The sequence below is a fragment of the Edaphosphingomonas fennica genome, from assembly GCF_003034225.1.
GTDB classification, from domain to species: Bacteria; Pseudomonadota; Alphaproteobacteria; order Sphingomonadales; family Sphingomonadaceae; genus Sphingomonas_E; species Sphingomonas_E fennica.
The window spans coordinates 1-25,435 of sequence record NZ_PHHF01000027.1 but is presented as its reverse complement, the minus strand read 5'-3'; the positions used below and the strand labels follow the sequence as shown (position 1 = coordinate 25,435).

Below are 25,435 nucleotides of genomic sequence, written 5' to 3'. Positions count from 1 at the left end.
CGGCCCGCTCTTCCCACCCGGCCATCCACAAGATACCGGCCTTGGGTGGCCGGGCGTGGGCTGTGCCGCATCGAAATTCGCTAGAAGCGGATTTCCAAACGGATCCTCAGAACCACGCCCGGATGCCGATCAGCGCGCGCCAGCCGCCGACGTCTTCGCCGGCATCGCGGGCGAAATCGGCGGTGTCGCCGATCTTCCGTTCATATTCGACGCCGACATAGGGGGCGAACTCGCGCGCGAATTCGTAGCGCAGCCGAGCGCCGGCGGCGATCGACGTGAGGCCGGAGCCGAGCCCCAGCTCCCGCACGTCCTGCGCGGAAAGGTCGATCTCGACGCGAGGCTGGAAGATTAGCCGCTGGGAGAGGCGCTGGTCATATTCCACCTCCGCCCGCGCGGTGAGATCGCCCTTGTGCGAGACGAAGGCGGCGGCATCGACCTCGAACCAGTAAGGCGCGAGGCCCTGGACGCCGAGGACGATCTGGGCGCGATCCGGGCCGGGGCGGAAATCGCCGCGCAGGCCGGCCTGGAGATCGAACCAGGGGCCGATCGCGTGGCTCCACAGCGCCTGCACCTCGGCATCGTCGATCCGCCCGCCGAACGCGCCCTCGCCCTCGGCCTTCAGCCATAGCCGGTCGATATCGCCGCCATACCAGCCCTGCGCGTCCCACAGATAGGCATCCGGCCCATTGCCGATCCGCGCCTCCAGCCGATCGAGCATCGCCGTGTAGCGAGTGCCGCCGCCATGCTCCCGCCCAAGCTGCGCGCGCGCGGCCGCCATCGCCCGCGGATCGAACAGCCCGTCGGCGGCGAAGCGCGGTCCGGCCATGGCCTCGGCCGGAGGCGGTGACAGTGGCGGGGCATCGGCGGGGGTGCCCATATTGTGGCCGGCATGCGGATCGGCCGGCGTGGCCGGCGGCATGACGTGGCCAGCATGAGGATCGACCGGAGCGGCCGGTGGCATGCTGTGACCGGCATGTGGATTTACCGGAGCGGCCGGCGGCATGTGGTGGCCCGCGTGCGGATCGGCCGGGGTGGCCGGAGGCATGACGTGGCCGGCATGCGGATTTACCGGAGCGGCCGGTGGCATGACGTGGCCGGCATGCGGATCGGCCGGGGGGGCCGGAGGCATGTTGTGGCCCGCGTGCGGATCGGCCGGCGTGGCCGAAGGCATGTCATGCCCCGCATGCGGGTCCGCGGATTGCGCGTAAGCGGGCGCGGCGAGGAGGGCGCTCGCCAGCGCGGCGGCGAGGAGGGGCTTCATGCGGCCTCTCCGTCGAGCGGGCGGATGCTGACGACGCGGAACATGCCCGCATGCATGTGATAGAGCAGGTGGCAATGGAAGGCCCAGTCGCCCGGCGCGTCGGCGGTGAGGTCGAAGCTCACCTTGCCGCCGGGCAGCACGTTCACCGTATGCTTCACGGGATGGTTGCCGGTGTGGCCGTTCACCACCTCGAAGAAATGGCCGTGCAGGTGGATGGGGTGCGCCATCATGCTGTGGTTGACGAGATCGACGCGCACCCGTTCGTCGCGGGCGAAGCGGATCGGCTCGGTCACCTCGCTATAGGTCTCCCCGTCGAACGACCACATGAAGCGTTCCATGTTGCCGGTGAGGTGCAGCTCCACCCGGCGTGCGGGCGGGCGCGTGTCGGCATTGGGGGCGAGCGATACGAGATCGCGATAGGTGAGCACCTTGTGGCCGGCATCCTCCAGCCCCAGGCCCGGATCGCCGGTGCGGTCCACGGGCATGGCCGCGATCGAATCCACGCCGGGGCCGACCTTCAGGCCCGGCGGCGCCTTGCTCTTGTCGCGCATCTTCATCGGCATCTTCATGGGCAGGGCGCCGCCTTGGTCCATCCCGCCATGGTCCATCCCGTCGTGGCCCATGGCGCCATGATCCATGCCCATATCCTTCATGGTGAGCGTGGGGCGGGGGCGGAGCGGGGGGACGGGGGCCTGCATCCCCAGGCGCGGCGCCAGCGTGGCGCGGGCCATGCCGGATCGATCGACCGATTCCGCGACGAGGGTGAAGGCGCGGTCCTCCGTGGGCGTGACGATTACGTCATAGGTTTCGGCGACGGTGATCTGCAGCTCGTCCACCGTGACGGGGCGGACATTCTGGCCGTCGCTCGCCACCACGGCCATGGCGAGGCCGGGGATGCGGACGTTGAAGATCGTCATCGCGGAAGCGTTGACGATGCGCAGCCGCACCCGCTCGCCGGGGCGGAACAGGCCCGTCCAGTTTTCCGCCGGGCCGTGGCCGTTGACGAGATAGGTGTAGGTGGCGCCGGTGACGTCGGCGATGTCGGTGGGGTCCATCCGCATCCGGCCCCACATCGCGCGATCCGCGGCCGACATGGCGCCACCGTCGCCCAGCGCCTGCTTCTGCCAGTTGAAGTAGCCGCCCTGGGCCTTCATCTTGCGGAAGATCTCGTGCGGATGGAGGAAGCTCCAGTCCGACAGCACGATCACATGCTCGCGATCATAGGCCACCGGGTCCGCGCCCGCCGGATCGATCACGATCGGGCCGTAATGGCCCATCTGCTCCTGCAGGCCGGAATGGCTGTGATACCAGTAGGTGCCGGCCTGGCGCACGGGGAATTCGTAATGGAAGGTCTCGCCCGGCCTGATGCCGGGGAAGCTGACGCCCGGCACGCCGTCCATCTGGAAGGGCAGGATCAGGCCGTGCCAGTGGATCGACGTATCCTCGTCGAGGCCGTTGGTGACGGAAAGGCGGACCTGCTGCCCCTCGCGCAGGCGGATCAGCGGCGCGGGCAGCGTGCCGTTGACGGTGATGGCATGGCCGCTCCTGCCGCCGACGGCGAAGCGCGAATGGCCGACGGCGAGCTTGATGTCCGTGCCGCTGAGCATCGGCATGTCGGCCGTGAGGCCGTGCGCGCCGCTATGCGCCCAGGCGGGCAGGGCCGCGTTCAGCAGCAGGCCGCCGCCGAGCAACGAGGCGCCGCGCAACACATCGCGGCGGCCGATTCCATCCTTCATGCCAATTCCCACTCTCGGGGCCGGCCGGCCCCTTATTGCGACATCGGACCGGCGCGCGCGGCCGATCGCGCCCATCATATCGCCGGCCGCCGGCATGTCAGCGACTTTCCCACGGCGCCGCCGGCCGGCAATCTTCGGTTACGATAGGGCACAATGTGGCCATATTTGCCGCTTAGGGCGCACGGCGTCGTAAACCGCCGATCGGGCATCGGCTGGCGTTGCGACATGGGCAAATCAGGGGAGGCGCGGCCGGTCCGCGTCCGCAATCGCTTTCATGGCAGTTTTCACGTCACGGCACATCATGGCGGCCATGCCGCTCGGCCTGAGCCTGATCTGCGCCACGCCGGCGGCGGCCGAACCGATCTCCGCCGAGGAGGCGCAGCGCATCCGCGAGGAGATCAGGCTGCTGAAGGCGCAACTCGCCCGGCTGGAAAGCCGGCTGGGGCCGGAAGAGGAGGCCGCGCCCACCGCGACGAGCGCGCCGGCTGCCGCACCGGCGGCGCCGCAGGCATCCACCGCCGTGGCCGCCGCCGCCCCGCCGCCGCCCGCCAAGGCCGCGCCCGAAACCGGCATCAGCTGGAAGGGATCGCCCCAGTTCACCAGCGACGATCGCGCCTTCAAGGTGAAGGGCCGCATCCAGGCGGATGCGGGCTATGTCTCCCACCCGCCGGGTTCGGACGACAAGGGCTTCGGCTTCACCAGCGAGATGCGCCGCATCCGCCTGGGCGGCGAGGGCAAGCTGGGCTCGGGCTTCGGCTACAAGCTGGAACTGGAGCTTTCGGACAACAAGGTCGATCTGGTCGACACCTTCGTCACCTATGAGACGAAGGACTGGCTGGTCGCGATCGGCAACCAGAACCAGTTCCAGTCGCTGGACGAGCTGACCGGCGATACCACCGGATCGGTGATGGAACGCGCCGCCTTCACCGATGCCTTCGGCTTCGAACGGCGGCTGGGCATTTCCGCCCAATATCATCACAAGGACTGGCTGCTGCAGGGCGGCATCTTCACCGACGATATCGGCGCGCTTTCCAACAGCAGCGACGGGCCTTCGGGCGGGGACGAGAATAACAGCTTCGGCGTGGACGGCCGCGTCGTCTTCGCGCCCAAGGTGGACGATACCCAGCTCCATTTCGGCGCATCGGGCCATTGGCGGACGCTGAAGCGGCTGGCGGACAAGCCCACCGTCTACCGCCAGCGCCCCTTCCTGCACGGCACCAACAGCTATGTGCTGGAAACGCCGGGGCTGAACGTGGACGACGAGGTGAATTACGGGCTGGAAGCGGCCGCCATCCGCGGCCCCTGGCATGCGGTGGCGGAGGCGCACTGGCTGCGCGCCATGCGGCCGGACGCGCCCGACGTCGGCTTCTTCGGCGGCTATGCCGAGGTCGGCTATTTCCTCACCAAGGGCGATACCCGATCCTACCGCAACGGCATATTCGGCGGCGCGGACCCGAAGCGCCCGTTCGGCAAGGGCGGAATCGGCGCGGTCCAGTTGAACCTCCGCTACGACTATCTCAGCCTGAACGATCGATCGGCGGGCGTGCTGGGCGGCCGGCAGAACGCCTATCTGGCGGGATTGGTCTGGACGCCGATCAACTATCTGCGGTTCAACCTGAACTACGGATATCTCACTTATTCGCCGGGCGTGACGGCCGACGGCGTGTTCGACGACTATAACCTGCACGTCATCGGCACGCGGATCGAACTGGACTTCTAAGCGGCGCGGACAAATTCGGATCACGGCCGCTGCTGGAATTTTCGACGACATTGCGGACCTTCCTCCCCTCCCTGCAAGGGAGGGGCTGGGGGGTGGGTTGGCGCGCGGAGCGCGCCTCGATAACGTTGCGTTATGCGGCGCGTCCCCGAACATATGACGGCCAATGCACGGGCCTTGCGCAATGGCCGGACGGAGCCTGAGCGCCTTCTCTGGCGGCGACTGTCGCGCTATCGCCCACGCTTCACCCGGCAGTAGGTTGTTGGCCCCTATATTCTGGATATTGCATGCCGGTCGGCTGGGCTGGCGATCGAGTGCGATGGCAGCCAGCATCTCGACGCACATGATTATGACGCGCGACGTGACCAGTTTCTCGCGGATCAAGGCTGGGTCGTTCTGCGATTCTGGAATGGCGAGGTGCTGGCCAATCCTGACGGCGTAGTGGAGGCGATCCTCGCCAGAACCGCCGAGTGCCTCGGCGGAACCCACCCCCAACCCCTCCCTTTCAGGGAGGGGAGGAAAAAGCGCTGACGTCCGCTTCCCCGACATTCCGGTCATTCAGCCTATCGCAAGACCGTCCCGAAACCCGACAGCGATCACCATCGGAATTTGTCCACCCGGCCGGGGGCATTTTCAAGGCGGATGGCGGGCTGCCCTCCCGGCGGGTGCGGAGCCAGGAAAGCGCCGGCCGGTTCAGCCTGCCGCCGCTTCGTCGAGCTCGCGTTCCACGCCGTCCAGCAGCGCCTGGAAGCCCTTGTTGAGCGTGCGGTGCGGATCGGCCTTCCAGATCCATTTGCGGCTCTCCTCCACCAGCGCGCGCTGGGTAGGGGTGAGATCGGCGACGCCTTCGTCCAGCGCCACCATGTCCGAACGATCGAGCACCTCGGACTCGCTGGCATAATAAGTGCCGATCAGGCCGACCGTGGCGGCCAGGAACCAGCTTGCCGTTTCGACCAGCGCCAGTTCCTTCAGGCCCATGCGGTGGAGCAGCTCCACCACCGGCGCCTGCACCTTGAGCCAGGGGCCGGCGAGCTGATCGTCCCACCCCATCAGCTTCATGACGCCATGGTGACTTTCATACAGATTGGCGACGTGATTCTGCCAGGCGAGCAGCTGCTCGCGCCACGGCCTGTCCGCCGGCATGTCCGGGAAATCGGCGAACACCGCCGCCGACATCGCCGCCAGCAGCGCGGTGCGCGTCGGGAAATAGCGGTAGAGCGCGGGCGGGGAGACCGAGAGTTCGCGGGCGATCCGGGCCATGGTCAGCTCGTCGCCCGGATGCGCGTCCAGCAGCTTCAGCGCGATATCGACGATGGCGTCGGCCGAAAGCATCGCCGGGCGGCCGCGCATCGCGGCGGGCGTGACGGAGGGCGGCGTGTCCTCATCCGCGAACAGGGTCCGATTCTGGCTATTGCTGCTCGCCACGACTTAGTTTACCTCAATAAGTAAATAAGAGAAACAAATTCGATCCCCGCGATAGGCGAGCCCGGCGGGAAAGACAACCGAGGAGAGGATAATGGCTGATTTCCTGATCAAGGGCGGCACCGTCGTCGACGGCAAGATGACGCCCGCTTATGCCGCCGACGTGCGGGTGACGGGCGACCGCATCGCCGAGATCGGCGCCGGCCTGGCGCCGCGCGGCGGCGCTGAGCGGGTGGTGGACGCGACCGGATGCTATGTGACGCCGGGCTTCATCGAGGCGCACACCCATTTCGACGCGACGATGTGGTGGCAGGACGATCTCAACCCGCTGCCCGGCTATGGCGCGACGACGATCATCATGGGCAATTGCGGTTTCTCCTGCGCGCCCATCTCCGACGACAAGGCCGCGACGCAGGAGGTGATCAACATCTTCTCCTTCTTCGAGGACATCGCCAAGGAGCCGTTCGTCTCCGAGCTGCCGTGGGACTGGCGCAAGTGGAGCGAATATAAGGCGTCGCTGACCTCCAAGGTCCGCATCCCGCTGAATTATGCCGCCTATGTCGGCCATATCGCCATCCGGCTTGCGGTGATGGGCCTCGATGCGTGGGAACGCACCGCCACCCCGCTGGAGATCGAGCGGATGTGCGAGCTGCTGGACGACGCGCTCAACGCCGGTGCGCTCGGCCTTTCGACCAACCTGCTCGATCATGACGGCGACGACCGCCCCGTGCCGACGCAGATCGCCGACGATGCCGAATATGCCGCCCTGTTCGAGGTGCTGGATCGCCACCCCGGCAGCGCCGTCCAGGTCATCATCGATACCTTCATGCGCATGACCGGCCCGGAAATGGTCGCCCGCATGGGCCGGCTGCTGGAAGGCAAGTCGGTTCGCATGCAATGGGCCGGTCTCCCCACCCTCGAATTCCAGAAGCCGACCCTCGGGCCGCTCCAGAAGCTGCACGACGACTTCAAGGCGCAGGGCAAGGATTATTGGACGGCCTTCACCCATGTCTCGCCGACCAACACGCTCTCGCTCACCAAGTCGCTGATCTTCGCCCAGTCGAACGATTATGCCTGGCACGAGGTGGTGCAGGCCGAGACCGACGAGGAGAAGGAGCGCCTGCTCGCCGATCCCGAATGGCGCGCCCGCGCCCGCGACAGCTGGGACAACCATGCCTGGGCGCATGCGCCGATGAACCGGCCGGACGACCTGCTGCTGCGCAATTCGGATAATGGCGCGGGGCCGGTGAACCTGACGCTGACCGAATATATGAAGCAGTCGGGCGCGGCCCACCGTTCGGACGCGATGGCGGACTGGATCCTGAAGAACGGGGTGAAGTCCACCGTCCACATGGCGCCGTTCCCGATGAACGAGGAACTGGTGATCGAGCTGATCCGCGATCCGATGTCGGTGGGCAATGTCTCCGACGCCGGCGCCCATGCCCAGATGTTCTGCGGGCCGGGCGAGAATATGCTGCTGTTCACTTATTATGTGCGGGGCGGCAAGATCAGCATCGAGGAGGCCGTGCACGTCCAGACCGGCAAGCTCGCCAGGCATTTCAACCTGAAGGGACGCGGCGTTCTGGAAGAAGGCGCGCCGGCCGACATCACCGTGTTCAACATCGACGAGATCGAACGGCGCGAGGAGCGCAAGATCTTCGACGTGCCCGATGGCCATGGCGGCATCACCTGGCGCTATACCCGCGATCCCGCGCCGATGCGCCTCACCCTCGTCAATGGCGAGGCGACCTTCGACGGCGGCGAGCCCACCGGCAAGCGGCCGGGCGAGTTCCTGAGCCCGCAGGTGGATTCCGCCTACAGCATGGCGGCCGAATAAGGGGCCGGACCGGCGGGACGGGGCGTTTCATCCGTTCCGCCGGATCACGGAAAGGCGATAACGCCAAAAGGACTCGATGAACGAATAAGCGACCTAAGTCGGGCGGGGTGGCGCGCAAAGTCGAGCAAAGACGAGCGGGAAGTCTCGATCGTCGAATTTGGCCCGATCGCGCATCAGAATTTCGATGCAAGGCGCTTCATTATTCGCCGGGGGAGATGTAGCCTCCGGCACAGATACGAGCCGGCGCCCAAGCCGGTCGCATCCACAGGGAGAGGAAAATGAGGAAGTCGCTTGTCGCGGCGTTGCTCGCCAGCGCCGCTATGTTCGCTTCGGTTCCCGCTTACGCCCAGGACAGCGCCGCCGCCGACGCGCAGGAGACTGTCGGCATCGCCGATATCGTCGTGACCGCCCAGCGGCGCGAGGAAGCGCTGCAGAACGTGCCGGTCGCCGTGACCGCGCTCAGCAGCGACGCGCTGGACCAGATGCGCGTCACCAACGTGAAGAACCTGGCGGGCGTGGCGCCCAACCTGCAGATCAACACGCAGGGCCTGCAATCCAATCCCACCATCATCATCCGCGGCATCGCATCGGGCACGTCCAACAACGCCGTCGATCCCAAGGTCGGCATCTATCTGGACGGCGTCTATATCGGCCGCACCGTCGGCTCGGTGTTCGACCTGGCCGATATCGAGCGCGTCGAGGTGCTGCGCGGCCCGCAGGGCACGCTGTTCGGCCGCAACGCGACATCGGGCGCCATCAGCCTCGTCACCGCCGCGCCGAGCGGCGAATGGGGCATGAAGGCCACCGGTTCCTACGGCAATTACGATGCGTGGCGCGGCAAGATCACGCTGGACCTGCCGGCGCTGGGACCGCTTTCGGTGAAGGTTGCCTATCTGCACGACCAGATCGAGGGCGACCAGACCAACCTGATCGGCGGCCGGACGCTGGACCTGAGCGTGCGCGATCCGCGCTTCGGCAACCTGCGTTACAGCAACAAGCTGGGCGGCCGGAACATCGACGGCGGCCAGCTCGCTGCGCGGCTTGATGCGTCGGATGATTTCCGCATCGATTACCGCTTCGACTATACCGATGCCCGCGCCGTGGGCCGTGGCGTGCAGAGCCTGGGCGTGATCCCGGATGCCTCCGGCCAGCTCCTCCAGCCGATCGTGAACCTGCAGGGATTGCTGGGCGGGATCACCAACGAATCCACGAAGCGGATCGACAATCTCGCCAACGCCACCTCGCTTGAACATGTCGTGACGCAGGGCCACAGCCTGACGCTCAACTGGGACGTAAGCGATGCGCTGACGGTGAAGAGCATCACCGCCTACCGCAAGTTCAAGCAGGACCCGTATGTCTACGACCTCGCCGCATCGGGCGGGTTGAAGTTCACGGTCGGCCAGTTGCGCAGCCTGCTGCTGGATGGCGGAACGACGCTGTTCGATCCGGCCAATCTGCCGGGACCTAACGATAGCTTCTTCTCGCTCCTGACCGCGCGCGCGACCAAGCAGAAGCAGTTCACCCAGGAAGTGCAGTTCCAATATACCCAGGACCGCTGGGAACTGACGGCCGGCGTGTTCTACTTCCATGAAAACTCGCCCGCGACCGACATTCTCGGCATCCTCCAGCCGGTGGCGAATGGCAAGGTCGTTGGCGATCAGGCGATCCTGACGGCGTTCCCGGTCGGCACGCCGCTGGCGCCGTTCGGCATCGACATCAATGGTGACGGGGTGCTCGATGCCCGCGACGTCAATTCCTTCGATGCGCTGTTCGGCAGCGGCACGACCGACACCCGCGCAATCAACGACTCGATGGCGATCTACGGCCAGGCAACCTGGCACGTGACCGACAAGTTCGATCTGACCGGTGGCCTGCGCTACACGCTCGACGATCGGCAGACCAATATCTACAGCATCGCCGGCGGCCAGGGCGGTCAGCTCGGGCCGGGCAAGTACAAGGCCCATTTCGACAAGATCAACTTCACCGCCATCGCCACCTACCGGCCGACCGACGACGTCACCGCCTACGGCAAGGTTTCGTCCGGTTACGTCGCGGGCGGCATCCTGAGCGGCATCCCCTACAAGCCGGAATCGCTGATCGCCTACGAACTGGGCCTCAAGACGAAGTTCTGGGACAATCGCGTCCGGGCCAACTTCGCGGCCTTCTACAGCGATTACAAGGATCTGCAGACCCAGAACTTCATCGATGGCGTCCAGTTCTTCGACAATGCCGGCAAGGCGCACATCAAGGGCTTCGAGGCCGAGGTGGACGTGGTGCCGGTGCGCGGCCTGACGCTGAGCGGCAATCTCGGCTATCAGGACTTCAACTATAAGGAGTTCATCCTGGCCGGCGTCGACGTTTCGGATGTCGCGCGGACGACCTATTCGTCCAAGTGGACCGGGCGGATTTCGGGCCAGTATGACGCGCCGGAATTCTCGAACGGCGGCAATGCCTTCGTCCGTCTGGAAGGCCGCTACAAGTCCAAGGCGCCGCTGGTCTCGACGCCGATCACCGACCTTGCCGGCAATGTCTCGCCGCTCGAACAATATGCCTACACCAAGGCCTATTGGCTGGTCGACGGGCGGCTGGGCGTCGCCAACCTGCCGCTGGGCGGGGTGGATGCCAGCATCTCCGTCTACGGCCAGAACCTGTTCGATGTGGACTACAACCCCTTCGGCGCGCCGGTGCTGTCGCTGACCACGACCTACGATCGCGGCCGCACCTATGGCGTGGAACTGGGCATCAAGTTCTAGGCCGGGGATGAATGTGAAGGGGGCGCCGGCAGCGGTGCCCCCGATTTTTTCCGGGCCGCCCGAAGGCCCGCAGATGATGAGGTTTCAAGATAATGGCTGATCCGAACCCCGTGCTCGCTGGCCGCGTGGCGCTGGTCACGGGCGCCAGCCGCGGCATCGGCCGGGCCATCGCCCAGCGGCTGGCGGCGGCCGGCGCCGCCGTGGTGGTGACCGCGCGATCGCTGAACGGCGCCGCCGCATCCCAGCGCTTCGGCAACGCGCAGATCGTGCCGGGCACGCTGGCCGAGACGGTGGCGCTGATCGAGGCCGCCGGCGGGCGCGCCATCCCGATCGACGCCGACCTCGAAAAGGCCGAGGACCGCGCGACGCTGGTGGAGCGCGCGGTGGACGCGGCCGGGCGGATCGACATCCTCGTCAACAATGCCGGCTTCGCCGATTATGCCCGCATCGACGCGATGAGCCTGGAGACGTTCGATCGCACCTTCGAACATTATCTGCGCGCGCCCTTCGCGCTAATCCGCGCCGCCGTGCCGCAGATGAAGGCGCAGGGCGCGGGCTGGATCGTCAATATCGGATCGGTGACGGCGCTGCCGCCGACCCGGCCCTATCAGGATTATGCCAAGGCGGGCGGCGACACCGCTTATGCCGCGATCAAGGCGGCGCTCCACCGTTTCAGCCAGGGGCTGGCGGCGGAGCTGGTGGACTATGACATCGCCGTCAACGTGGTGGGGCCTTCCACCGCCATCCGCACGCCGGGCGCGTCCCAGCTGATCCCGGACGATTTCCCGACCGAGGATGTCGAATATCTGGCGGAAACCGTGCTCGCCATGTGCCACCGCCCGGCGGCCGAGCGCACCGGCCTGGTCGCCTTTTCCATGCATTATCCGCACCATGAAGGGCTGACCGTGCGCACGCTGGACGGCGCGGGCACGATGCCCGCGCGCGAGCCGCCGGCCTTTTCGCACCCGGCCATCGCGCCGGCCGGAATTTGAGGGGAGGGGCCGTGAGCACCGCCACGACCATCTATGTGATCGACGAGATCGTCGCCCTGCCGGGCAAAGGCCGCGCGCTGCTGGAGGCTTATCACGAACGCTATGCCCCCGGCGCCCGCGCGCGGGGCATGGCTCTGGATCGCGTCCTGGTATCGCCGCCGATGTGGCTGGACGACGACAGCAACACCATCACCATAAGCTGGACGATCCAGGGCGCGCCGGCCTGGTGGGGCATGAGCTTCCAGTCGCGCAACGATCCCGGCGTGGCGGACTGGTGGGCGGAGGTGGATGAGATGATCGTCCGCCGCAGCCGCCATTTCGCCACGGCCGAAAGCGATATCGCGGAGATCTGCAATGTTTAGCCTCGTCAGCCTGGTCCATCTGGCCGAGGGCGCCGAAGGCGATGTTTCGGCGGCGCTGGGCGCGCTGGAGGCCCGCGTGGCGCGGACGCTGCCAGGCACGTTCAACGGCGGCGACCTGATCGCCCATTTCGACTTCGCCGACGAGGACAGCTACCGCGACGTGCTGCCCGCGATCGATGCGGTGCTGGGGGGCGGGGGCGTGACGCGCGCCGACAGCGCCTTCTACCGCCACGGCCGCCACGGCGCGGCCGATCCGGGGCTGGCGACCGGCGTCTATCGCGCATTGCTGCTGAGCGCGGACCGGCCGGTCAGCCGCCCGGTGCTCGACAAGTTCGAGGCCGAGATGGTGCGCATGCCGCATTATATCCCCGCCATCCGCAACTGGCGGCTGAGCCGGGTGATCGAGGCGCGGGGCGAGCGGCGCTGGACGCATGTGTGGGAGCAGGAATATGCCTCGCTCGACGGGCTGAACGGCCCCTACATGCTCCATCCCTACCATTGGGCGCGGATCGACCGCTGGTTCGATCCCGAATGCCCCGACTGGATGATCGACACGCGGCTTTGCCACAGTTTCTGCGCCTTTGGGCGCGCTGTGCTGACCGCCTGAGGGAGAGGCCCGACATGCGGGGACTGGACGGCAAGGCGATCCTGATCGCGGGCGGCGGGGGCGGCATCGGCGCGGCATCGGCCGAACGGCTGGCCGCAGAAGGCGCGCGCGTGGTGGTGGGCGATCTGTTCCTCGAGGGCGCGGAAGCCTGCGCGGCGCGCATCCGCGCGGCCGGCGGCGATGCCGTGGCAATCGGCTACGATCAGGCGGAGGAAGCCTCCATCGCCGGGCTGGTGGCCGCAACCGTCGATCGGCTGGGCAAGCTCGATTGCGTGCTGGCCAATGCGGCGGACATGCAATCGATCATGCTGGACGGGGACGTATTGTCCTGCGCGCTCGACGTGTTCGATCGCTCCATCCAGGTCGACATGCGCGGCTATTTCCTGATCGCGCGCCATGCCCTGCCGCATTTGATCCAGAGCAGGGGCGCGATCGCCTTCACCAGCTCCGCCGCCTCGATCGTGGGCGAGCCGGAGCGCGTGGCCTATGGCATGGCCAAGGCGGCGGTGAACGCGCTCACCCGCCACATCGCCTCGCGCTGGGGCAAGGAAGGCGTGCGGTCGAACGCGATCCTGCCGGGCTTCGTCTATACGGAAAAGACCCGCGATCACCTGCCCGAGGAATTCCGCCGTCATGCTGTGGCGGCGACGCGCAGCACGCGGCTGGGCGAACCGGCGGACATCGCCGCGATGGTGGCCCACCTGTTTTCGGACGACGGGGCCTGGATCAACGGCCAGACGCTGAGCGTGGATGGCGGCGCGACGATGCGCTGAGGCAGGGAGCAGGATTATGGACGACAAGGCGGCAATGAGCCCCGTAAAGGGCCTTCTGATCCTGCTGGCGGTGATCGTGGTGCTCGCCGGCTATATCGCCGCGGTCGCGGCGCTGCACCTGAGCGAGGCGTGGGCGGGCTTCCTCTTCCTCCTCTATTGGTCGATGGTCGAGCAGGCGCGGGTGGACCGGCTGGCGAAATCGATCATCGGCGCCTTCGTCGGCGCGGGCACCGCCGCGATGATGGCGCTGCTGCCGCCGTTGATGGGCGCGGGGCCGGGCATGGCGCTGTTCCTGGCCGTCGTCCTGCTGCTGGTCTATGCGATCATCATGGGCTGGGCGCCGATCGCCGTGAACATGGCGACGATGATCTTCCTGACGGTGGGCACGGTCCCCCATGTGCAGGCCAATGCCGATTTCCTGCAGATTTTCTACGGCATCGCCGCCGGCATCGTCTATTTCGGCGGACTGGCGCTGATCGCCGGTGCGCTTTCGAAGAAGAAGGCCGTCACGCCCGCCGAGGCGTAAGGACTCGTCCGGGAAGTCCGGCGGACCGGATTTCCCGGATTCTCACCGATCCCTATCGCCAATAATGGTTGGCGGCCGCTACCGTCTGAAAATTGATGGCGATCACCTGGGAGCCGGCGATGAGCTGCGCGGTATCGTGGCCATAGGCCGGGCGGAACTACTGGCGGACCTCATTCGATGGCTGGGTGACTTTGGCGCCGACGCGGGGACAGCTTGGCCGCGCGTTCGAACCCGGCCTCGGCCGTTGGGGTGACGAGCGTGGGAAGCCATGAATCCGCCATGGTGATGCTCCTTCCGAAGGCCCGGCGCGGGCCGGCGCGGAAGACGGATCGTCGCGGCGATGCCGCTTATTTCCGCTCGGTGCGTATCCAGCGGGTTTCGCCGCCGCGCACCAGGCGGAGATAGATGGGCAGTTTCCACAGGAGATAGAGCGGCAGCCGCGCGATCGTGCCGATCCGCATGAACGCCCGGCCGTGGCGCGCCCAGGCGATGAGGACGAGCAGCGCGTTGAGCCCGAACAGGGTGACGGCCGCGATGAAGGGCCGGGGCGGCATGCCGATCAGCGCCAGCAGGCCAAGCAGCGCCGCGACGGCGAGGTTGAGGCCCATCAGCAGCGCCAGCGGCGGGGTGAGGAGGTGGAGGCCCGTCCACAGGAGCGCCGGCCGCGCGCGGGCCAGCCCTTCGCCGATCAGGGGGATCGCCTGGCGGCGGGCGGTGGCCATGAAGCCGTTTTCCCACCGCGTCCGCTGGGTGAGCGTGCCGCCCTCGGTGCTCGGCTGCGTCCAGGTGCGGGCGCCGGGATCGAACAGCGGGGCATAGCCGTCGCGGGTAAGATCGATGCCAAGCGCCAGATCCTCGACGATATTGTCGGTGGCGAGCGCCGCGCGATCGAACAGGCCCCAGGGGAAGGCCATGCCCGAACCGGTGAGCAGGGCCGGCGCGCCGATCGCCCGGCCGCCATTCTGGCGCACGAGATTCTTCACCAGGATCGCGAAGTTGGAAATCTGCACCATCGGCGGCGCATCGCCGGCCGGCGCGAACAGATAGGCGCTTTGCACCGGCCGGCCGGTTCCGGCCGCCAGCGCGGCGATCCGTTCGAGCGCGCCCGGCTCCGCCGTGCAATCGGCATCGATCACGATCACCGCGCGCGGCGGGCTGGCCCGCAGATGATCGCGGCCGAAGGCGAGCGCGAAGCCCTTGCCGCGCCGGACGGGATCGTGCCGTTCGATCACCTCGGCGCCGGCCCGCCGCGCGATATCGGCGGTGGCATCGCTGCAATTGTCGGCGACGACGAGCATGCGGGTTTCCGGCGGCAGCACGGCCTTGAGCGCCGCCACGACCGCGCCGATGCCGGCCGCTTCGTCATGCGCCGGGATCAGCAGCGCGATATCGCCCGGCGGGATCGGCGCGGCCATGCGGCCGCGCAGGCCGGCGACAAGCCCGAGCCCGGTTTCGACGGCGAAGACGAGGCCGACCAGCGCCACGGGGGCGAGAAGGATCCAGCCGATGGCAGCGGGCAGCGCGGATATCGTCATCATCGCAACGCATCGCACAGGCGGGACGCGGGATAAAGCCGGCACGCGGGATAAAGCGGCGCGTGGCGGAAAGGGGCGGATCGGCGGCTTCCGGGGCGCGATGACGTTTGCTGGAAATTCATGTCCCATATTCCGCAGCCCGCACTTGCCGGGCCGGCCGGCCGCCGGAAGGATGCGGCCTGAGGGAGAGGATGATGGCGGAAGAACGGATCGACGTCGGCGGCGTCGCGATCAATGCGGTGACGGCGGGCGAGGGGCCGCTGGTGCTGATGATCCACGGCTTTCCGGGGCTGGCATGGTCGTGGCGGCACCAGATGGCGCCGCTGGCCGATGCCGGCTTCAAGGCGGTGGCGATCGATTCCCTCGGCTATGGCGGGAGCGACCGGCCGGCGGACCCCGCGCTCTACGATTCCGATCATATGCAGCGTTATCTGCTGGCGATCCTCGATCATTATGGCGCGGGGACGGCCTTCATCGTCGGCCAGGATTTCGGCGCCCAATATGCCTGGAACCTGGCGGTGCGCGCACCCGATCGGGTGCGCGCGCTGGTGGCGACGATCCCCTACGATTATGACCTTGCCGGCCGCGCGATGCTGGGATCGGCCGAGACGCTGCCGCCCGGCACGCCGCCGCAGCCGGTGATGGCATCGGCCGATCATCCGCCGTCCCGGCGCTTCGCGGCGATGGCGGCGCAGCATTTCCTCCACTTCCATTATTTCCAGGAGGTAGGACCGGCAGAGCGCGAGCTGGGCGGCAATCTGGCGGAGTTCCTGAAGCGGGATTTCTTCGCGCTTTCGGCCAATGGCAATCTGTGGAACTGGCTGGACGTGCCGAGCGAAGGCAGCGGCTATCTGGATGCGCTGCCCCCCGCGCCGGACCTCCCCTGGCCATGGCTTTCGGAGGCGGAGTTCGCCCGCTTCGTGGAGGGATATGACCATCCCGACATCATGAAGCGGGTGATCGGCGGGCTGAATTCCTACCGCACGGCGGACGCCAATTGGGAGATCGGCCGCGCCTGGGCGGACCATGACGTGACGGTGCCGACCCTGTTCGTCCATGGCGCCAGGGACCCGTCCTTCGGCTTCTTCCCCGAATGGCGCGAGCGGATGGCGCGGCGGGTGCCGGGGCTGGTGGACGTGGTGGAGATCGAAGGCGCGGGCCATTTCATCCAGCAGGAACAGCCGGCGGCGTTCAACCGCGCGCTGATCGATTTCCTGAAAAGCCGGTGAGCTGGGCGGTTCCCTGGACGGCGCATCTGGGCCTGCGCGGGCCGGACGCGCCGCTGTTCCGCCACAGCGCGCGATCGGCCGATCCGTTCGACCAGATCGATTTCATCGCCGATCTCGGGCTGGCGGGCGTGCAGGACAATTATGCCGCGCTCAGGCCCGCTGACGAGCAGGAGCGGGTAGCCGCGCACGCCGCGCGGCGGGGCCTGCGGCTCGCCAGCTTCGTCCACGATCCGCTGGGCTGGGATCAGCCGCGCTGGAGCGCGCCGGACGAGGACGGCCGCGCGGCGTTGCTGGCCGAACTCGATCGATCCTTGGCGACGGCGCGGCGCATCGGCGGGCACACGCTGATCTGCGTGGCGGGGCTCGATCCCGCCCGGCCGCGCGCCGCCCAGCTCGCGGCAATGGCGGAGAACCTGCGGCGCGCGGGCGACCGGGCGGGCGCAGCGGGCGTGCGGCTCTGCGTGGAGATGACGTCCGCGCGCTGGCTGCCCTCGATGCTGGTCGACCGGTTCGACGATGCGGTGGCGGTGGTGCGCGCGGCGGGCCATCCGGCGGTGCGGCTGATGTTCGACGTGGGGCATATCGCGCTGGACGGCATCGATCCGCTATCCGCGCTGGCGGCCGCCGAGCGGCTGATCGGCGCGGTGCAGGTGGCCGATGTGCCGGCGGACGGATCGGCCGGGCGGATCGACATCGGCGCGGGCGGGATCGACTGGCCGGCGCTGATCCGGGCGATCCGGGCCACGGGCTATGACGGCCTGTTCGAGATCGAGCATGAAGCCCTGGGCGAGGGGCTGGCCGGCGAGCAGGCGCTGATCGAACGGCTGCGCGCGGTGGATCGGGCGGCGGGCTGAGGGCCGGCCGCTAGGCTTTCGGCACGCGCGCGCCCGGCCTGGTGAGCGATACGAGGATGAAGGCCAGCACCACCATCACGAGCAGGCCCGCGAAGGCGAGGTTGTAATTGCCCGTCTGGTCCCGGATGCGGCCGACCGCGTAGAGCGCTGCGATCGAGAGCGGCTGCATCCCCACCGCCATCGCGCCCAGCGCGCTGCCGAAGCTGCGCGACCCGAAGCTGTTGGCGGTAAGCACCGTCCACACCGGATAGACCCCGCCGACCGCGAGGCCGATCAGCGCGAAGGCGCCCAGCATCACCCAATATCCGGGCCAGATCATGTAGAGCGAAAGCAGGATGACGTGGAACAGCGCCACCACCGCGAAGACGCGGCGGACATCGACATGATCGGCCAGCCAGCCGGCGACGAGCTTGCCCACCACCGCCGATACGCCGCCCACCGATACCAGCCATGAGGCGTCGATCAGCGAGATGCCCTTGGTCCTGAAATAGGGCGCGTTCGTCTGGATCAGCGTCTGATCGCTGGCGAGGATCAGGCCGCAGCCGAACATGATCAGCCAGAAATTGCGTTCGCGCAGCAGGGCGCGCGTGGACCACACCGGCTCCGCCGCCGGGGCGGCCGCGCTGCCGTCCAGCATGGCGGGCGTGATCTCCCCGCCTTCGATCAGTTGCGCCTCGCTCGGCCGGTCGCGCATCAGCAGCAGCGCCAGCACGCCCACGATCAGGCTGACGCCCACGCCGATGCCGGCCACCGCCGCGCGCCAGCCGAAATGTTCGATGGCGTTGGCCGCGATCGGCGACATCACGGCATTGCCGCAGGATGTGGCGACGGCGATGATGCCGATCGCCAGCCCGCGCCGCCGGCGGAACCAGCGCGCGGTGATGGCATTGGCGGCCAGCGCGCCGGCCGCGATCATGCCGAAGGAGATCGGGCCGACCGTGGCGATCAGCATCACCTTGAGCGAGGTGGCGGTGGCGATCATCAGGAAGCCCGCCGCGAACAGGACGGCGCCGGCCGCCACCATCAGCCGGATCGGCAGCCTGTCGATCAGCCGGCCGACGAGCGGCGACCAGACCATCATGCCCAGGAGCAGGGCCATGATGCCGATATTGGCCTGGGCGTAGCCGAGGCCGAATTCCTCGACCAGCACGGGCACGAAGAAGGTGAAGGAATAGACCGTCGCGCCGACGGTGAGCATCGCGCAGACGAAGCCTGCGATCACCACCAGCCAGCCGCGATAGGGCAGCCCGCCCGATGGTCGCGCGATCGTCGCTTCCTGCATGTCCGATCTTCCTCCCCCGCTTCTTTGCGGACCTGATCTTGATTTTTTCTGCGCATCCTACAGGAGATCATGGGCGCGTCACCTGCATAAGTGATCCGGGGGCGCAATAATCGGCCGGGGAGAGGGCAGATGGGCGTGGATGCGAATATCGCGGTGATGCGCCGCTTCTTCGACGCGATGAATGCGGGCGACGTGGCGACGATCATCGACAGCTATGCCGAGGACGGGCACTGCGTGACCATGGGCGGCACGCTGATTTCCGGCACGTTCGACAAGGGCCAGATCGCGATGGCCGCGGGGCGGATCTACGAGGCTTTCCCGGAAGGCGTGCGCTTCGTGATCCACGCGATCACCGCGCAGGACGATCGAGTCGCGATCGAGGCGGAATCCTTCGCGCGCCATATTTCGGGCAAGGATTACAACAATAAGTATCATTTTCTGGCCCGCCTGCGCGACGGACGGATCGTCGAATTCAAGGAATATTGCGATACCGAGCATATCACCGACGTGATCTGCGGCGGCGCCCGTCCCTGAAGATCTTTACGATTTAGCTCATTGTAAATGCGGCTTTATTGCGCGCCGCCCCGGCGACAGCGCGCCTGCGGCTGAAAGATGAGCTTCAGCCTCGCGAACCAAAATTGCGAGAGTTTCCGATTCGGAATCGAAAATTGGGGTTGAGCGACTCGGCCGGATGCGGCATGGCGCTTCGCAAGCGCAGCATAGATTGCTCTGCGCAACGCATTTCGTGCGTGTATGAACGGGTTTTGATTGGAAAGGCATGCAATGAACAAGTTTGTGCTGCGCGGCGCGCTCGCTTTGGCCCTGCTGGCTCCGGCCGCCGCCATTGCCCAGCCGGCCGACAATGCCGCCGCCGAGGCCGCCGCGGTGAAGAAGGGCTACGCCCTCTATGACAATGCCGGAAAGAAGCTGGGCCGGGTGGAGCAGGTCCGCCAGTCCGACGGCTATGTGACCTTCATCTACAACACCAAGATCTATCGCGTGCCGCTCGCCAGCATCAGCGTCGACGGCCACGCCGCCAAGACCACGCTGTCCTGGGACGAGATCAAGGGCTGATCCGATCGCCCTGACGAACAGGCCGCCCCGCGCGTGATCGCCGGGGCGGCCGGCCGTCCTTCCATCTAGACGATCATCCGGCGGAGGGTTTCGATCCTGTCCGCCTCGGCCGCCGGCTTGTCGTGCCGGATGCGGGCGATGCGCGGGAAGCGCATGGCCAGCCCTGACTTGTGCCGTCTGGATTCGTGGATCGAATCGAACGCGACCTCCAGCACCAGCGTCTTTTCCACCTCCCGCACCGGGCCGAAGCGCGCGACGCTGTGGTTGCGGACGAAGCGGTCGAGCCAGGCCAGTTCCTCGTCCGTGAAGCCCGAATAGGCCTTGCCCACCGGCAGCAGCTCGCCGCCCGTCGCGGGATCGCCGGTCCAGCAGCCGAACGTATAGTCCGAATAGAAGCTGGAGCGTTTGCCGTGGCCGCGCTGGGCATACATCATCACGCAATCGGCGGTCAGCGGATCGCGTTTCCATTTATACCATAAGCCCGTGCGCCGCCCGGCGACATAGGGGCTGTCCCGCCGCTTCAGCATCACCCCTTCGATCGCGGCGTCGCGCGCGCCGGCGCGTATGTCCTCCAGCGCCGCGAAGTCGGCGGCGGGGATGATTTCGGATAGGTCGAAGCGGGCGGGATCGAGGGCGGCGGTGAAGCCTTCCAGCCGGATGCGCCGTTCGGACCAGGGCAGCGCGCGCATGTCCGCCGCGCCATCGAACAGGATGTCGTAGAGGCGGACGAAGGCGGGATAATCGGCCAGCATCCGCGCCGACACGGCCTTGCGCCCCAGCCGCTGCTGGAGCGCGTTGAAGCTCGCCGCCTCGCCGCGCTGGGCCACGCCCTTCACCAGCAATTCGCCGTCGACCACGCCGGGCGTGGCGAAGGCGGCGGCGACATCGGGAAAGCTGCGGCTGATATCGTCGCCCGCGCGGCTGTAAAGCCGGGTCTCGCCGCCGGCATGGACGATCTGGACGCGGATGCCGTCCCATTTCCATTCGGCGGCATATTCGGCGAGGTCGACGCGCATATCCTCCAGCGGATGGGCCAGCATGAACGGGCGGAAGACGGGCATGTCGCCGGGCTCCGGGCGGGCGCCGCCCGCGCCCCAGGCGAACAGGGCGCCATAAGGCGGGGCGAGGCCGTGCCACACCTCCTCGACATGATCGACGTCGAGGCCGAACGCCTGGGCGAAGGCCGTCTTGGCGAGGCGGGCGGAGATGCCGACGCGCAGGCCCCCCGTCGCCAGCTTTATCAGCGCGAAGCGGCCGCTGGCGTCGAGCCTGTCGAGCATCGCGGCCAGCGCGCGCGGCGCCTCCGACCGGCCGAGCGTGGAGAGGCGATCGACCACGGCGGCAAGCGATAGGCTGCCATCGTCCACCTCCTCGGGCTGGTCCGCCGGCTTGGGCCAGATCAGCGCCACGGTTTCGGCGAAATCGCCGACATAGTCGTAGCTGAGGCCGAGCAGCACGGGATCGACCCGTTCCTCGACGATGGCGCGGATCGCGGCGGGCTTCACCGCCGGCAGGTCGAGCCCGCCGGTGAGCGCCGCCAGCGCCCAGCCGCGATCGGGATCGGGCGTGCGGCGCAGATAATCGGCGATCAGCCGGAGCTTGCCATTGCGCGACCGCGTGTAGACAAGCCCGTCGAGCAGCTGGGAGAATTCACGCATCGGCGGCGCAACGCGCGAGGGCGGCCGGCGGATGCAAGCGGGAGAGCGACGGTTGGCGGGCGAGGATGCGGAATGGGTCTGGCGGGAACGAACGGCGCCGCTGCGCCCCGGCGAGGCGGCGCTGCGCCGCGCGGTGCTGGTCGATCCCGCGCCGGGCCGGGTGCGCGCCGCGCTGGAGGATGATTTCCATCATTTCGAGATCGAGATCGCCCATGCGGGCGGCATCATAACCGCGGTTTCGGCCACCACCATCCGCCATCCCTGGACGACCTGCGCGGGGGCGGGGCCGCTGCTGGTGGAGCGCCTGCGGGGCCGCCGGCTGGCGGACGCGGCGGCGTTCGACAGCCCCTATGCGCATTGCACGCACCTTTATGATCTGGCGGGGCAGGCGGCGTCGCGCGCCTGCACGGAGCGGCCGGTGCTGTTCCGCATGGCCGTGACCGACGCGGTGGATGGAAGGCGCGAGGCGCTGATCGATCGGGACGGCGCGCCGGTGCACGCCTGGACGCTGGATCGCGAGACGATCCTGCCGCCGCATCCTTATGCTGGCCGCAACCTGCGCGCGCTGCGGCAATGGGTGACGGAGCTGGACCCCGGCGAGGCGGAGGCCGCATTGCTGCTGCGCCGGGCGGTGTTCATATCGATCGGCCGCACCTTTGACCCCGATGTGCAGCGCGACGTGCCGACCCCGCCGCCGGGCGCCTGCTTCACCCACCAGCCCGAAAATTTCGATCCCGACGCCCGCGCGCGCGGATCGCGCCGCGATTTTTCTGGGGGCAGGGCGGGGCCGCTGGCGGATCGGATCGCGACGCTGGCCGAACAATGATGGCCTGACGAAGGGGATTCCGGCAATCGGGGCTTGCCTGGTCGCGTTTCATGTAACAATAGATGATACATGAAACGCGACAGCCGCCTTTCGGGCATCCTTCACGTGCTGCTGCACATGGCGGAACAGGCCGGCCCGGCCACATCCGAGACGCTGGCGACAGCGATGCAGACCAACCCCGTCGTTATCCGGCGGATCATGGCGGGCCTGCGCGACCGGGATTATGTGCGATCGGAAAAGGGCCACGGCGGCGGGTGGCGCCTTGCCCCCGGCTGGGACGGCATAACCCTACGCGACATATATGACGCCCTGGGCCATCCGTCGCTGCTGGCGATCGGCAACCGCACCGAGGCGCCGGGATGCCTGGTCGAGCAGGCGGTCAACGCCGCGCTGGGCAGCGCCTTCGATCAGGCCGAGGCGCTGCTGCTCGCGCGGTTCGGCGAAATCACGCTGGGCATGCTCAGCGCCGATTTCCATGCGCGGCGGCCGGACGCCCCGATCCATTCCCCCCCTTGCGACAAGGAGAGCGGCCATGGCCGATAACGCCCACGCCCACGCCCACGCCCACGCCCACGCCAATGCCGGCGCCCGCCATTTCCTGGATGCCTTCCGCGATCCGCAGGCGATCGCGCAATATGCCGAGGGGCCACGTCGGTTCGTTCCCGGTATCGATGCGCTGCATCGCATGACGGCGCTGCTGCTCGCCGAGGGCGCGCCTGCCGATGCGCGCGTGCTGGTGCTGGGCGCGGGCGGTGGGCTGGAGCTGAAGGTGCTGGCGGAAGCGCAGCCGGGATGGACCTTCGTGGGCGTGGACCCGGCGGGGCCGATGCTGGATCTCGCCGCGCAGACGCTGGGGCCGCTCGCCGATCGCGTCCAATGGGTGGAAGGCTATATCGACGATGCCCCGGCCGGCCCGTTCGATGCCGCCACCTGCCTGCTGACGCTGCATTTTCTCGACGCGCCGGAACGGTTGAGGACGGTGGCCGAAATCCATCGCCGGCTGAAGCCGGGCGCCCCCTTCGTCGCGGCACATGGCTGCTTCCCGCAAGATGCCACGCGATCGACGTGGCTGGAGAGATATGCGGCCTATGCCGTGGCCTCCGGCGCCGATCCCCAGCAGGCCGGCCAGGCGAAGGCAGCCGTGGCCGCCAATCTGAGCCTGCTGGACCCGGAAAGGGACGAGGCGATCCTGAAGGAGGCGGGCTTCGCCGATGCGGCCCTGTTCTATGCCGCCTTCACCTGGCGCGGCTGGATCGGCCATGCCGAATTCTAGATCCATGCCGAAATCCGTGCATGGATACGCGAGCAGGCCAGAGAAGGGCGGCCTTGCTGCCATTCGCAAGGCGATGGCGAGCCACTTCGAAGTCGCCGCAGTTCTTTGTCATGGTCCGTCGTTTCTTCTCGGACTTGCCGCCGCGTCGCCTGGCAACATGAGAAGCATTGAGGCGGTGAAAGCCCGAAGCGAATGCCAAACTTGACCGGGCTGTCGAATTGAAGGCGCTGGCGGCGAAATACACACCGTTCGTTCGCGGCCTTGGCGCGTCGTTCAACAAGACCTTCGCGGTCAAATGGAACGATCGGGTTGACGCATGAACGACAACAGCCGGGGGCTAGCTCAATCCTTATGTGGTGGCGAAGGTGATAGACGATCGCCACATCGTCAAAGTCAGTGTATATCAGTGCCTTATAGTCCGCGTAGGCGGACGCTCACTCCGCCAACCGGCGATCATCACCGCATTCGACGCATAAGTTCGTGGCATAGGACGAAGTTGCTGATACGTTCCCCGCATTAGGGGGAAGGATCGCGACTTGGCAGGGCGCAGACGAAATCAGCGCGTTTCAACGATATATAAGCTGAAGCGCTCGCAAGCGACGCTCGACTTCGTTGACGTTGACGTTGAGCGGGACACGAAGGTGTTCATCAGTCCCCGCGCGCTGACTCTGATGCAGACGGATTGGGGTGATGGCTGCGTATCGCTTGTTCAAAGCTTCTTCGAAACCGTCCTTCAACTCATCAAGGATGGCAAGAATGCTGACGCCGAAGCGCTGCTGCAAGAACTGCGAGAGCCCAATGAGACGCATTTGGGAATGTCGCAGGGGAAGTCGCAAGGTCGCGCCCTAGGCGACGAATCTGCCCACGACGTATGGGCGGCGCTTAGTCAGAGCGCAGCCGCGAAGTCTGGCTTGATCCAAGACCTTGAAGATACCGTTCTGCTTATCCACGGAATTTCCGTCGATATCGTATCGGATATCACGACGAACATCATCCGGGGTCCGTTGATCGAATATACGCAGGAACAAGCGAAGCAGCTTGGCATACCGCTAACGCAGGGCGTCCCTTCCGGTCCAATGTGGCATCCCGGTCGCGGTGAGTGGATCACCCAATTCGTTGAACTCCCGATGACGAAGACCGGTAAGCTTTTGTTGGTGCCGAAAGCCATTGTGCGACGAACATCTCTGTATGACATGCAGTATTACTATCGGCACTACATGCTTGAACACATGCAGCGTGAAGAAATAAAGGCCGGATCGGCTCTAGTCACAATGCTGAAGAAGGGGCCGAAGGTTCATAAGAAAGACTTGATTGAGAAATATGGCGGCGACAAAAAGGCCGTGATCGAACAGACGCTAAAGCGGCCCGCCGTATTGGATGAATACCGCAAGGAAATGGGAAAACGTCCATTTCTGCCTCTTAGCCACGAAGACCTCGGGAGCGTCGAAGGCGAGAAGGCAACCGATTGGGATGGTCTACTCAACGCGGTAACGTCGCTAGGCACCGGGGCTGAACATGCGGGCGCTTACGAAAAGGCGATTGAAGCCCTGCTAACAGCCCTGTTTTATCCCGACCTCGTTCATCCTGTTTATCAACATGAGATACATCAAGGTCGAAAGCGGATCGATATCAAGTATACTAGGGTCGGGACCCATAAACAGGATTCCCTTGGCGTCGGGAATGTGATTCATATGTGGACGCCCCCTTGGCAAGGGCAT

General features: G+C 66.9%; 23 protein-coding genes and 1 pseudogene. 17 read left to right on the top strand and 7 right to left on the bottom strand.

The features are described 5' to 3' along the window. Positions 1-106 precede the first annotated feature (106 nt). A complete protein-coding gene (locus CV103_RS06590) occupies positions 107-1,261 on the bottom strand; it encodes a copper resistance protein B (RefSeq protein WP_245896690.1) in 1,155 nt (384 codons plus the stop codon). After that, complete coding sequence (locus CV103_RS06585; RefSeq protein ID WP_107394412.1) at positions 1,258-2,997, bottom strand: copper resistance system multicopper oxidase; 1,740 nt, start codon at positions 2,995-2,997, stop codon at positions 1,258-1,260. Before CV103_RS06585 ends, CV103_RS06590 begins: the two co-directional genes overlap by 4 nt. A 310-nt stretch (positions 2,998-3,307) precedes the next feature. Here CV103_RS06585 and CV103_RS06580 point away from each other — a divergent pair, with 310 nt between their 5' ends. Then, positions 3,308-4,717: an OprO/OprP family phosphate-selective porin gene (locus CV103_RS06580; protein ID WP_107394411.1), complete on the top strand. Its 1,410-nt coding sequence runs from the start codon at positions 3,308-3,310 to the stop codon at positions 4,715-4,717. Between the two features lie 132 nt (positions 4,718-4,849). Then, positions 4,850-5,245, top strand: a pseudogene (locus CV103_RS06575) (endonuclease domain-containing protein). A gap of 162 nt (positions 5,246-5,407) precedes the next feature. On the opposite strand, the gene CV103_RS06570 reads toward CV103_RS06575, so the two are convergent. Further along, a complete protein-coding gene (locus CV103_RS06570) occupies positions 5,408-6,139 on the bottom strand; it encodes a TetR/AcrR family transcriptional regulator (RefSeq protein WP_070934441.1) in 732 nt (243 codons plus the stop codon). Positions 6,140-6,230: 91 nt separating this feature from the next. Between CV103_RS06570 and CV103_RS06565 the strand changes: the two genes are divergently transcribed. The 7 genes from CV103_RS06565 (at position 6,231) to CV103_RS06535 (ending at position 13,986) form a co-directional block, all read left to right on the top strand. Continuing rightward, positions 6,231-7,973 (top strand): N-acyl-D-amino-acid deacylase family protein, encoded by a 1,743-nt coding sequence (locus tag CV103_RS06565; protein WP_107394389.1) that lies wholly within the window; start codon positions 6,231-6,233, stop codon positions 7,971-7,973. Positions 7,974-8,251: 278 nt separating this feature from the next. Further along, positions 8,252-10,726, top strand: a complete 2,475-nt coding sequence (locus CV103_RS06560) for a TonB-dependent receptor (protein ID WP_015457822.1) — start codon at positions 8,252-8,254, stop codon at positions 10,724-10,726. 92 nt (positions 10,727-10,818) lie between these two features. Beyond that, positions 10,819-11,718, top strand: coding sequence for an SDR family NAD(P)-dependent oxidoreductase (locus CV103_RS06555; RefSeq protein ID WP_107394388.1), 900 nt, complete (start codon positions 10,819-10,821; stop codon positions 11,716-11,718). A gap of 11 nt (positions 11,719-11,729) precedes the next feature. After that, complete coding sequence (locus CV103_RS06550; RefSeq protein ID WP_015457820.1) at positions 11,730-12,080, top strand: hypothetical protein; 351 nt, start codon at positions 11,730-11,732, stop codon at positions 12,078-12,080. After that, on the top strand, positions 12,073-12,687 hold the full coding sequence (locus CV103_RS06545) for a Dabb family protein (protein ID WP_107394387.1): 615 nt from the start codon (positions 12,073-12,075) through the stop codon (positions 12,685-12,687). The genes CV103_RS06550 and CV103_RS06545 overlap by 8 nt, the downstream gene beginning before the upstream one ends. Positions 12,688-12,701: 14 nt before the next feature. Continuing rightward, on the top strand, positions 12,702-13,460 hold the full coding sequence (locus tag CV103_RS06540) for an SDR family NAD(P)-dependent oxidoreductase (protein ID WP_107394386.1): 759 nt from the start codon (positions 12,702-12,704) through the stop codon (positions 13,458-13,460). A gap of 16 nt (positions 13,461-13,476) precedes the next feature. Next, complete coding sequence (locus CV103_RS06535; protein WP_107394385.1) at positions 13,477-13,986, top strand: archaellin/type IV pilin N-terminal domain-containing protein; 510 nt, start codon at positions 13,477-13,479, stop codon at positions 13,984-13,986. 52 nt (positions 13,987-14,038) lie between these two features. Here the strand turns inward: CV103_RS06535 and CV103_RS23150 are convergent, their stop codons facing one another. After that, complete coding sequence (locus tag CV103_RS23150; RefSeq protein ID WP_342749153.1) at positions 14,039-14,107, bottom strand: hexameric tyrosine-coordinated heme protein; 69 nt, start codon at positions 14,105-14,107, stop codon at positions 14,039-14,041. 226 nt (positions 14,108-14,333) lie between these two features. Then, complete coding sequence (locus tag CV103_RS06525) at positions 14,334-15,524, bottom strand: glycosyltransferase family 2 protein (protein ID WP_107394384.1); 1,191 nt, start codon at positions 15,522-15,524, stop codon at positions 14,334-14,336. Between the two features lie 191 nt (positions 15,525-15,715). Here CV103_RS06525 and CV103_RS06520 point away from each other — a divergent pair, with 191 nt between their 5' ends. Both CV103_RS06520 and CV103_RS06515 read left to right on the top strand, forming a co-directional pair. Next, positions 15,716-16,750, top strand: coding sequence for an alpha/beta fold hydrolase (locus CV103_RS06520; RefSeq protein WP_211314360.1), 1,035 nt, complete (start codon positions 15,716-15,718; stop codon positions 16,748-16,750). After that, the gene (locus CV103_RS06515) at positions 16,747-17,604 is read left to right on the top strand and encodes a sugar phosphate isomerase/epimerase family protein (protein WP_107394383.1); all 858 of its coding nucleotides are present in this window, start codon (positions 16,747-16,749) and stop codon (positions 17,602-17,604) included. Before CV103_RS06520 ends, CV103_RS06515 begins: the two co-directional genes overlap by 4 nt. Positions 17,605-17,614: 10 nt before the next feature. On the opposite strand, the gene CV103_RS06510 is transcribed toward CV103_RS06515, so the two are convergent. Further along, complete coding sequence (locus CV103_RS06510; RefSeq protein WP_015457812.1) at positions 17,615-18,886, bottom strand: MFS transporter; 1,272 nt, start codon at positions 18,884-18,886, stop codon at positions 17,615-17,617. A 129-nt stretch (positions 18,887-19,015) separates the two neighbouring features. Between CV103_RS06510 and CV103_RS06505 the strand changes: the two genes are divergently transcribed. Both CV103_RS06505 and CV103_RS06500 read left to right on the top strand, forming a co-directional pair. Continuing rightward, positions 19,016-19,420: a nuclear transport factor 2 family protein gene (locus CV103_RS06505; RefSeq protein WP_107394382.1), complete on the top strand. Its 405-nt coding sequence runs from the start codon at positions 19,016-19,018 to the stop codon at positions 19,418-19,420. Between the two features lie 249 nt (positions 19,421-19,669). Then, a complete protein-coding gene (locus CV103_RS06500) occupies positions 19,670-19,960 on the top strand; it encodes a hypothetical protein (protein WP_107394381.1) in 291 nt (96 codons plus the stop codon). Positions 19,961-20,025: 65 nt separating this feature from the next. On the opposite strand, the gene CV103_RS06495 is transcribed toward CV103_RS06500, so the two are convergent. Next, entirely contained in the window at positions 20,026-21,618 is a 1,593-nt protein-coding gene (locus tag CV103_RS06495; protein ID WP_107394380.1) for a cisplatin damage response ATP-dependent DNA ligase, read from the bottom strand. Positions 21,619-21,670: 52 nt separating this feature from the next. Between CV103_RS06495 and CV103_RS06490 the strand changes: the two genes are divergently transcribed. From CV103_RS06490 to CV103_RS06475, 4 genes are all read left to right on the top strand, one after another. Next, positions 21,671-22,444 (top strand): hypothetical protein, encoded by a 774-nt coding sequence (locus tag CV103_RS06490; RefSeq protein WP_107394379.1) that lies wholly within the window; start codon positions 21,671-21,673, stop codon positions 22,442-22,444. A gap of 69 nt (positions 22,445-22,513) precedes the next feature. Further along, entirely contained in the window at positions 22,514-22,987 is a 474-nt protein-coding gene (locus CV103_RS06485) for an Rrf2 family transcriptional regulator (protein ID WP_107394378.1), read from the top strand. Beyond that, positions 22,977-23,717, top strand: coding sequence for a class I SAM-dependent methyltransferase (locus CV103_RS06480; RefSeq protein ID WP_107394377.1), 741 nt, complete (start codon positions 22,977-22,979; stop codon positions 23,715-23,717). Before CV103_RS06485 ends, CV103_RS06480 begins: the two co-directional genes overlap by 11 nt. Before the next feature lie 536 nt (positions 23,718-24,253). Further along, positions 24,254-25,435: hypothetical protein (locus CV103_RS06475; protein WP_107394376.1), on the top strand; the 1,182-nt coding region annotated here is incomplete at its 3' end.

Bases quoted from the DNA above. Each gene is read 5' to 3' on its own strand.
- CV103_RS06590 (WP_245896690.1), bottom strand. From the start codon at position 1,261: ATGAAGCCCCTCCTCGCCGCCGCGCTGGCGAGCGCCCTCCTCGCCGCG.
- CV103_RS06585 (WP_107394412.1), bottom strand. From the start codon at position 2,997: ATGAAGGATGGAATCGGCCGCCGCGATGTGTTGCGCGGCGCCTCGTTG.
- CV103_RS06580 (WP_107394411.1), top strand. From the start codon at position 3,308: ATGCCGCTCGGCCTGAGCCTGATCTGCGCCACGCCGGCGGCGGCCGAA.
- CV103_RS06565 (WP_107394389.1), top strand. From the start codon at position 6,231: ATGGCTGATTTCCTGATCAAGGGCGGCACCGTCGTCGACGGCAAGATG.
- CV103_RS06560 (WP_015457822.1), top strand. From the start codon at position 8,252: ATGAGGAAGTCGCTTGTCGCGGCGTTGCTCGCCAGCGCCGCTATGTTC.
- CV103_RS06555 (WP_107394388.1), top strand. From the start codon at position 10,819: ATGGCTGATCCGAACCCCGTGCTCGCTGGCCGCGTGGCGCTGGTCACG.
- CV103_RS06545 (WP_107394387.1), top strand. From the start codon at position 12,073: ATGTTTAGCCTCGTCAGCCTGGTCCATCTGGCCGAGGGCGCCGAAGGC.
- CV103_RS06540 (WP_107394386.1), top strand. From the start codon at position 12,702: ATGCGGGGACTGGACGGCAAGGCGATCCTGATCGCGGGCGGCGGGGGC.
- CV103_RS06535 (WP_107394385.1), top strand. From the start codon at position 13,477: ATGGACGACAAGGCGGCAATGAGCCCCGTAAAGGGCCTTCTGATCCTG.
- CV103_RS06525 (WP_107394384.1), bottom strand. From the start codon at position 15,524: ATGATGACGATATCCGCGCTGCCCGCTGCCATCGGCTGGATCCTTCTC.
- CV103_RS06520 (WP_211314360.1), top strand. From the start codon at position 15,716: ATGGCGGAAGAACGGATCGACGTCGGCGGCGTCGCGATCAATGCGGTG.
- CV103_RS06510 (WP_015457812.1), bottom strand. From the start codon at position 18,886: ATGCAGGAAGCGACGATCGCGCGACCATCGGGCGGGCTGCCCTATCGC.
- CV103_RS06505 (WP_107394382.1), top strand. From the start codon at position 19,016: ATGGGCGTGGATGCGAATATCGCGGTGATGCGCCGCTTCTTCGACGCG.
- CV103_RS06500 (WP_107394381.1), top strand. From the start codon at position 19,670: ATGAACAAGTTTGTGCTGCGCGGCGCGCTCGCTTTGGCCCTGCTGGCT.
- CV103_RS06495 (WP_107394380.1), bottom strand. From the start codon at position 21,618: ATGCGTGAATTCTCCCAGCTGCTCGACGGGCTTGTCTACACGCGGTCG.
- CV103_RS06485 (WP_107394378.1), top strand. From the start codon at position 22,514: ATGAAACGCGACAGCCGCCTTTCGGGCATCCTTCACGTGCTGCTGCAC.
- CV103_RS06480 (WP_107394377.1), top strand. From the start codon at position 22,977: ATGGCCGATAACGCCCACGCCCACGCCCACGCCCACGCCCACGCCAAT.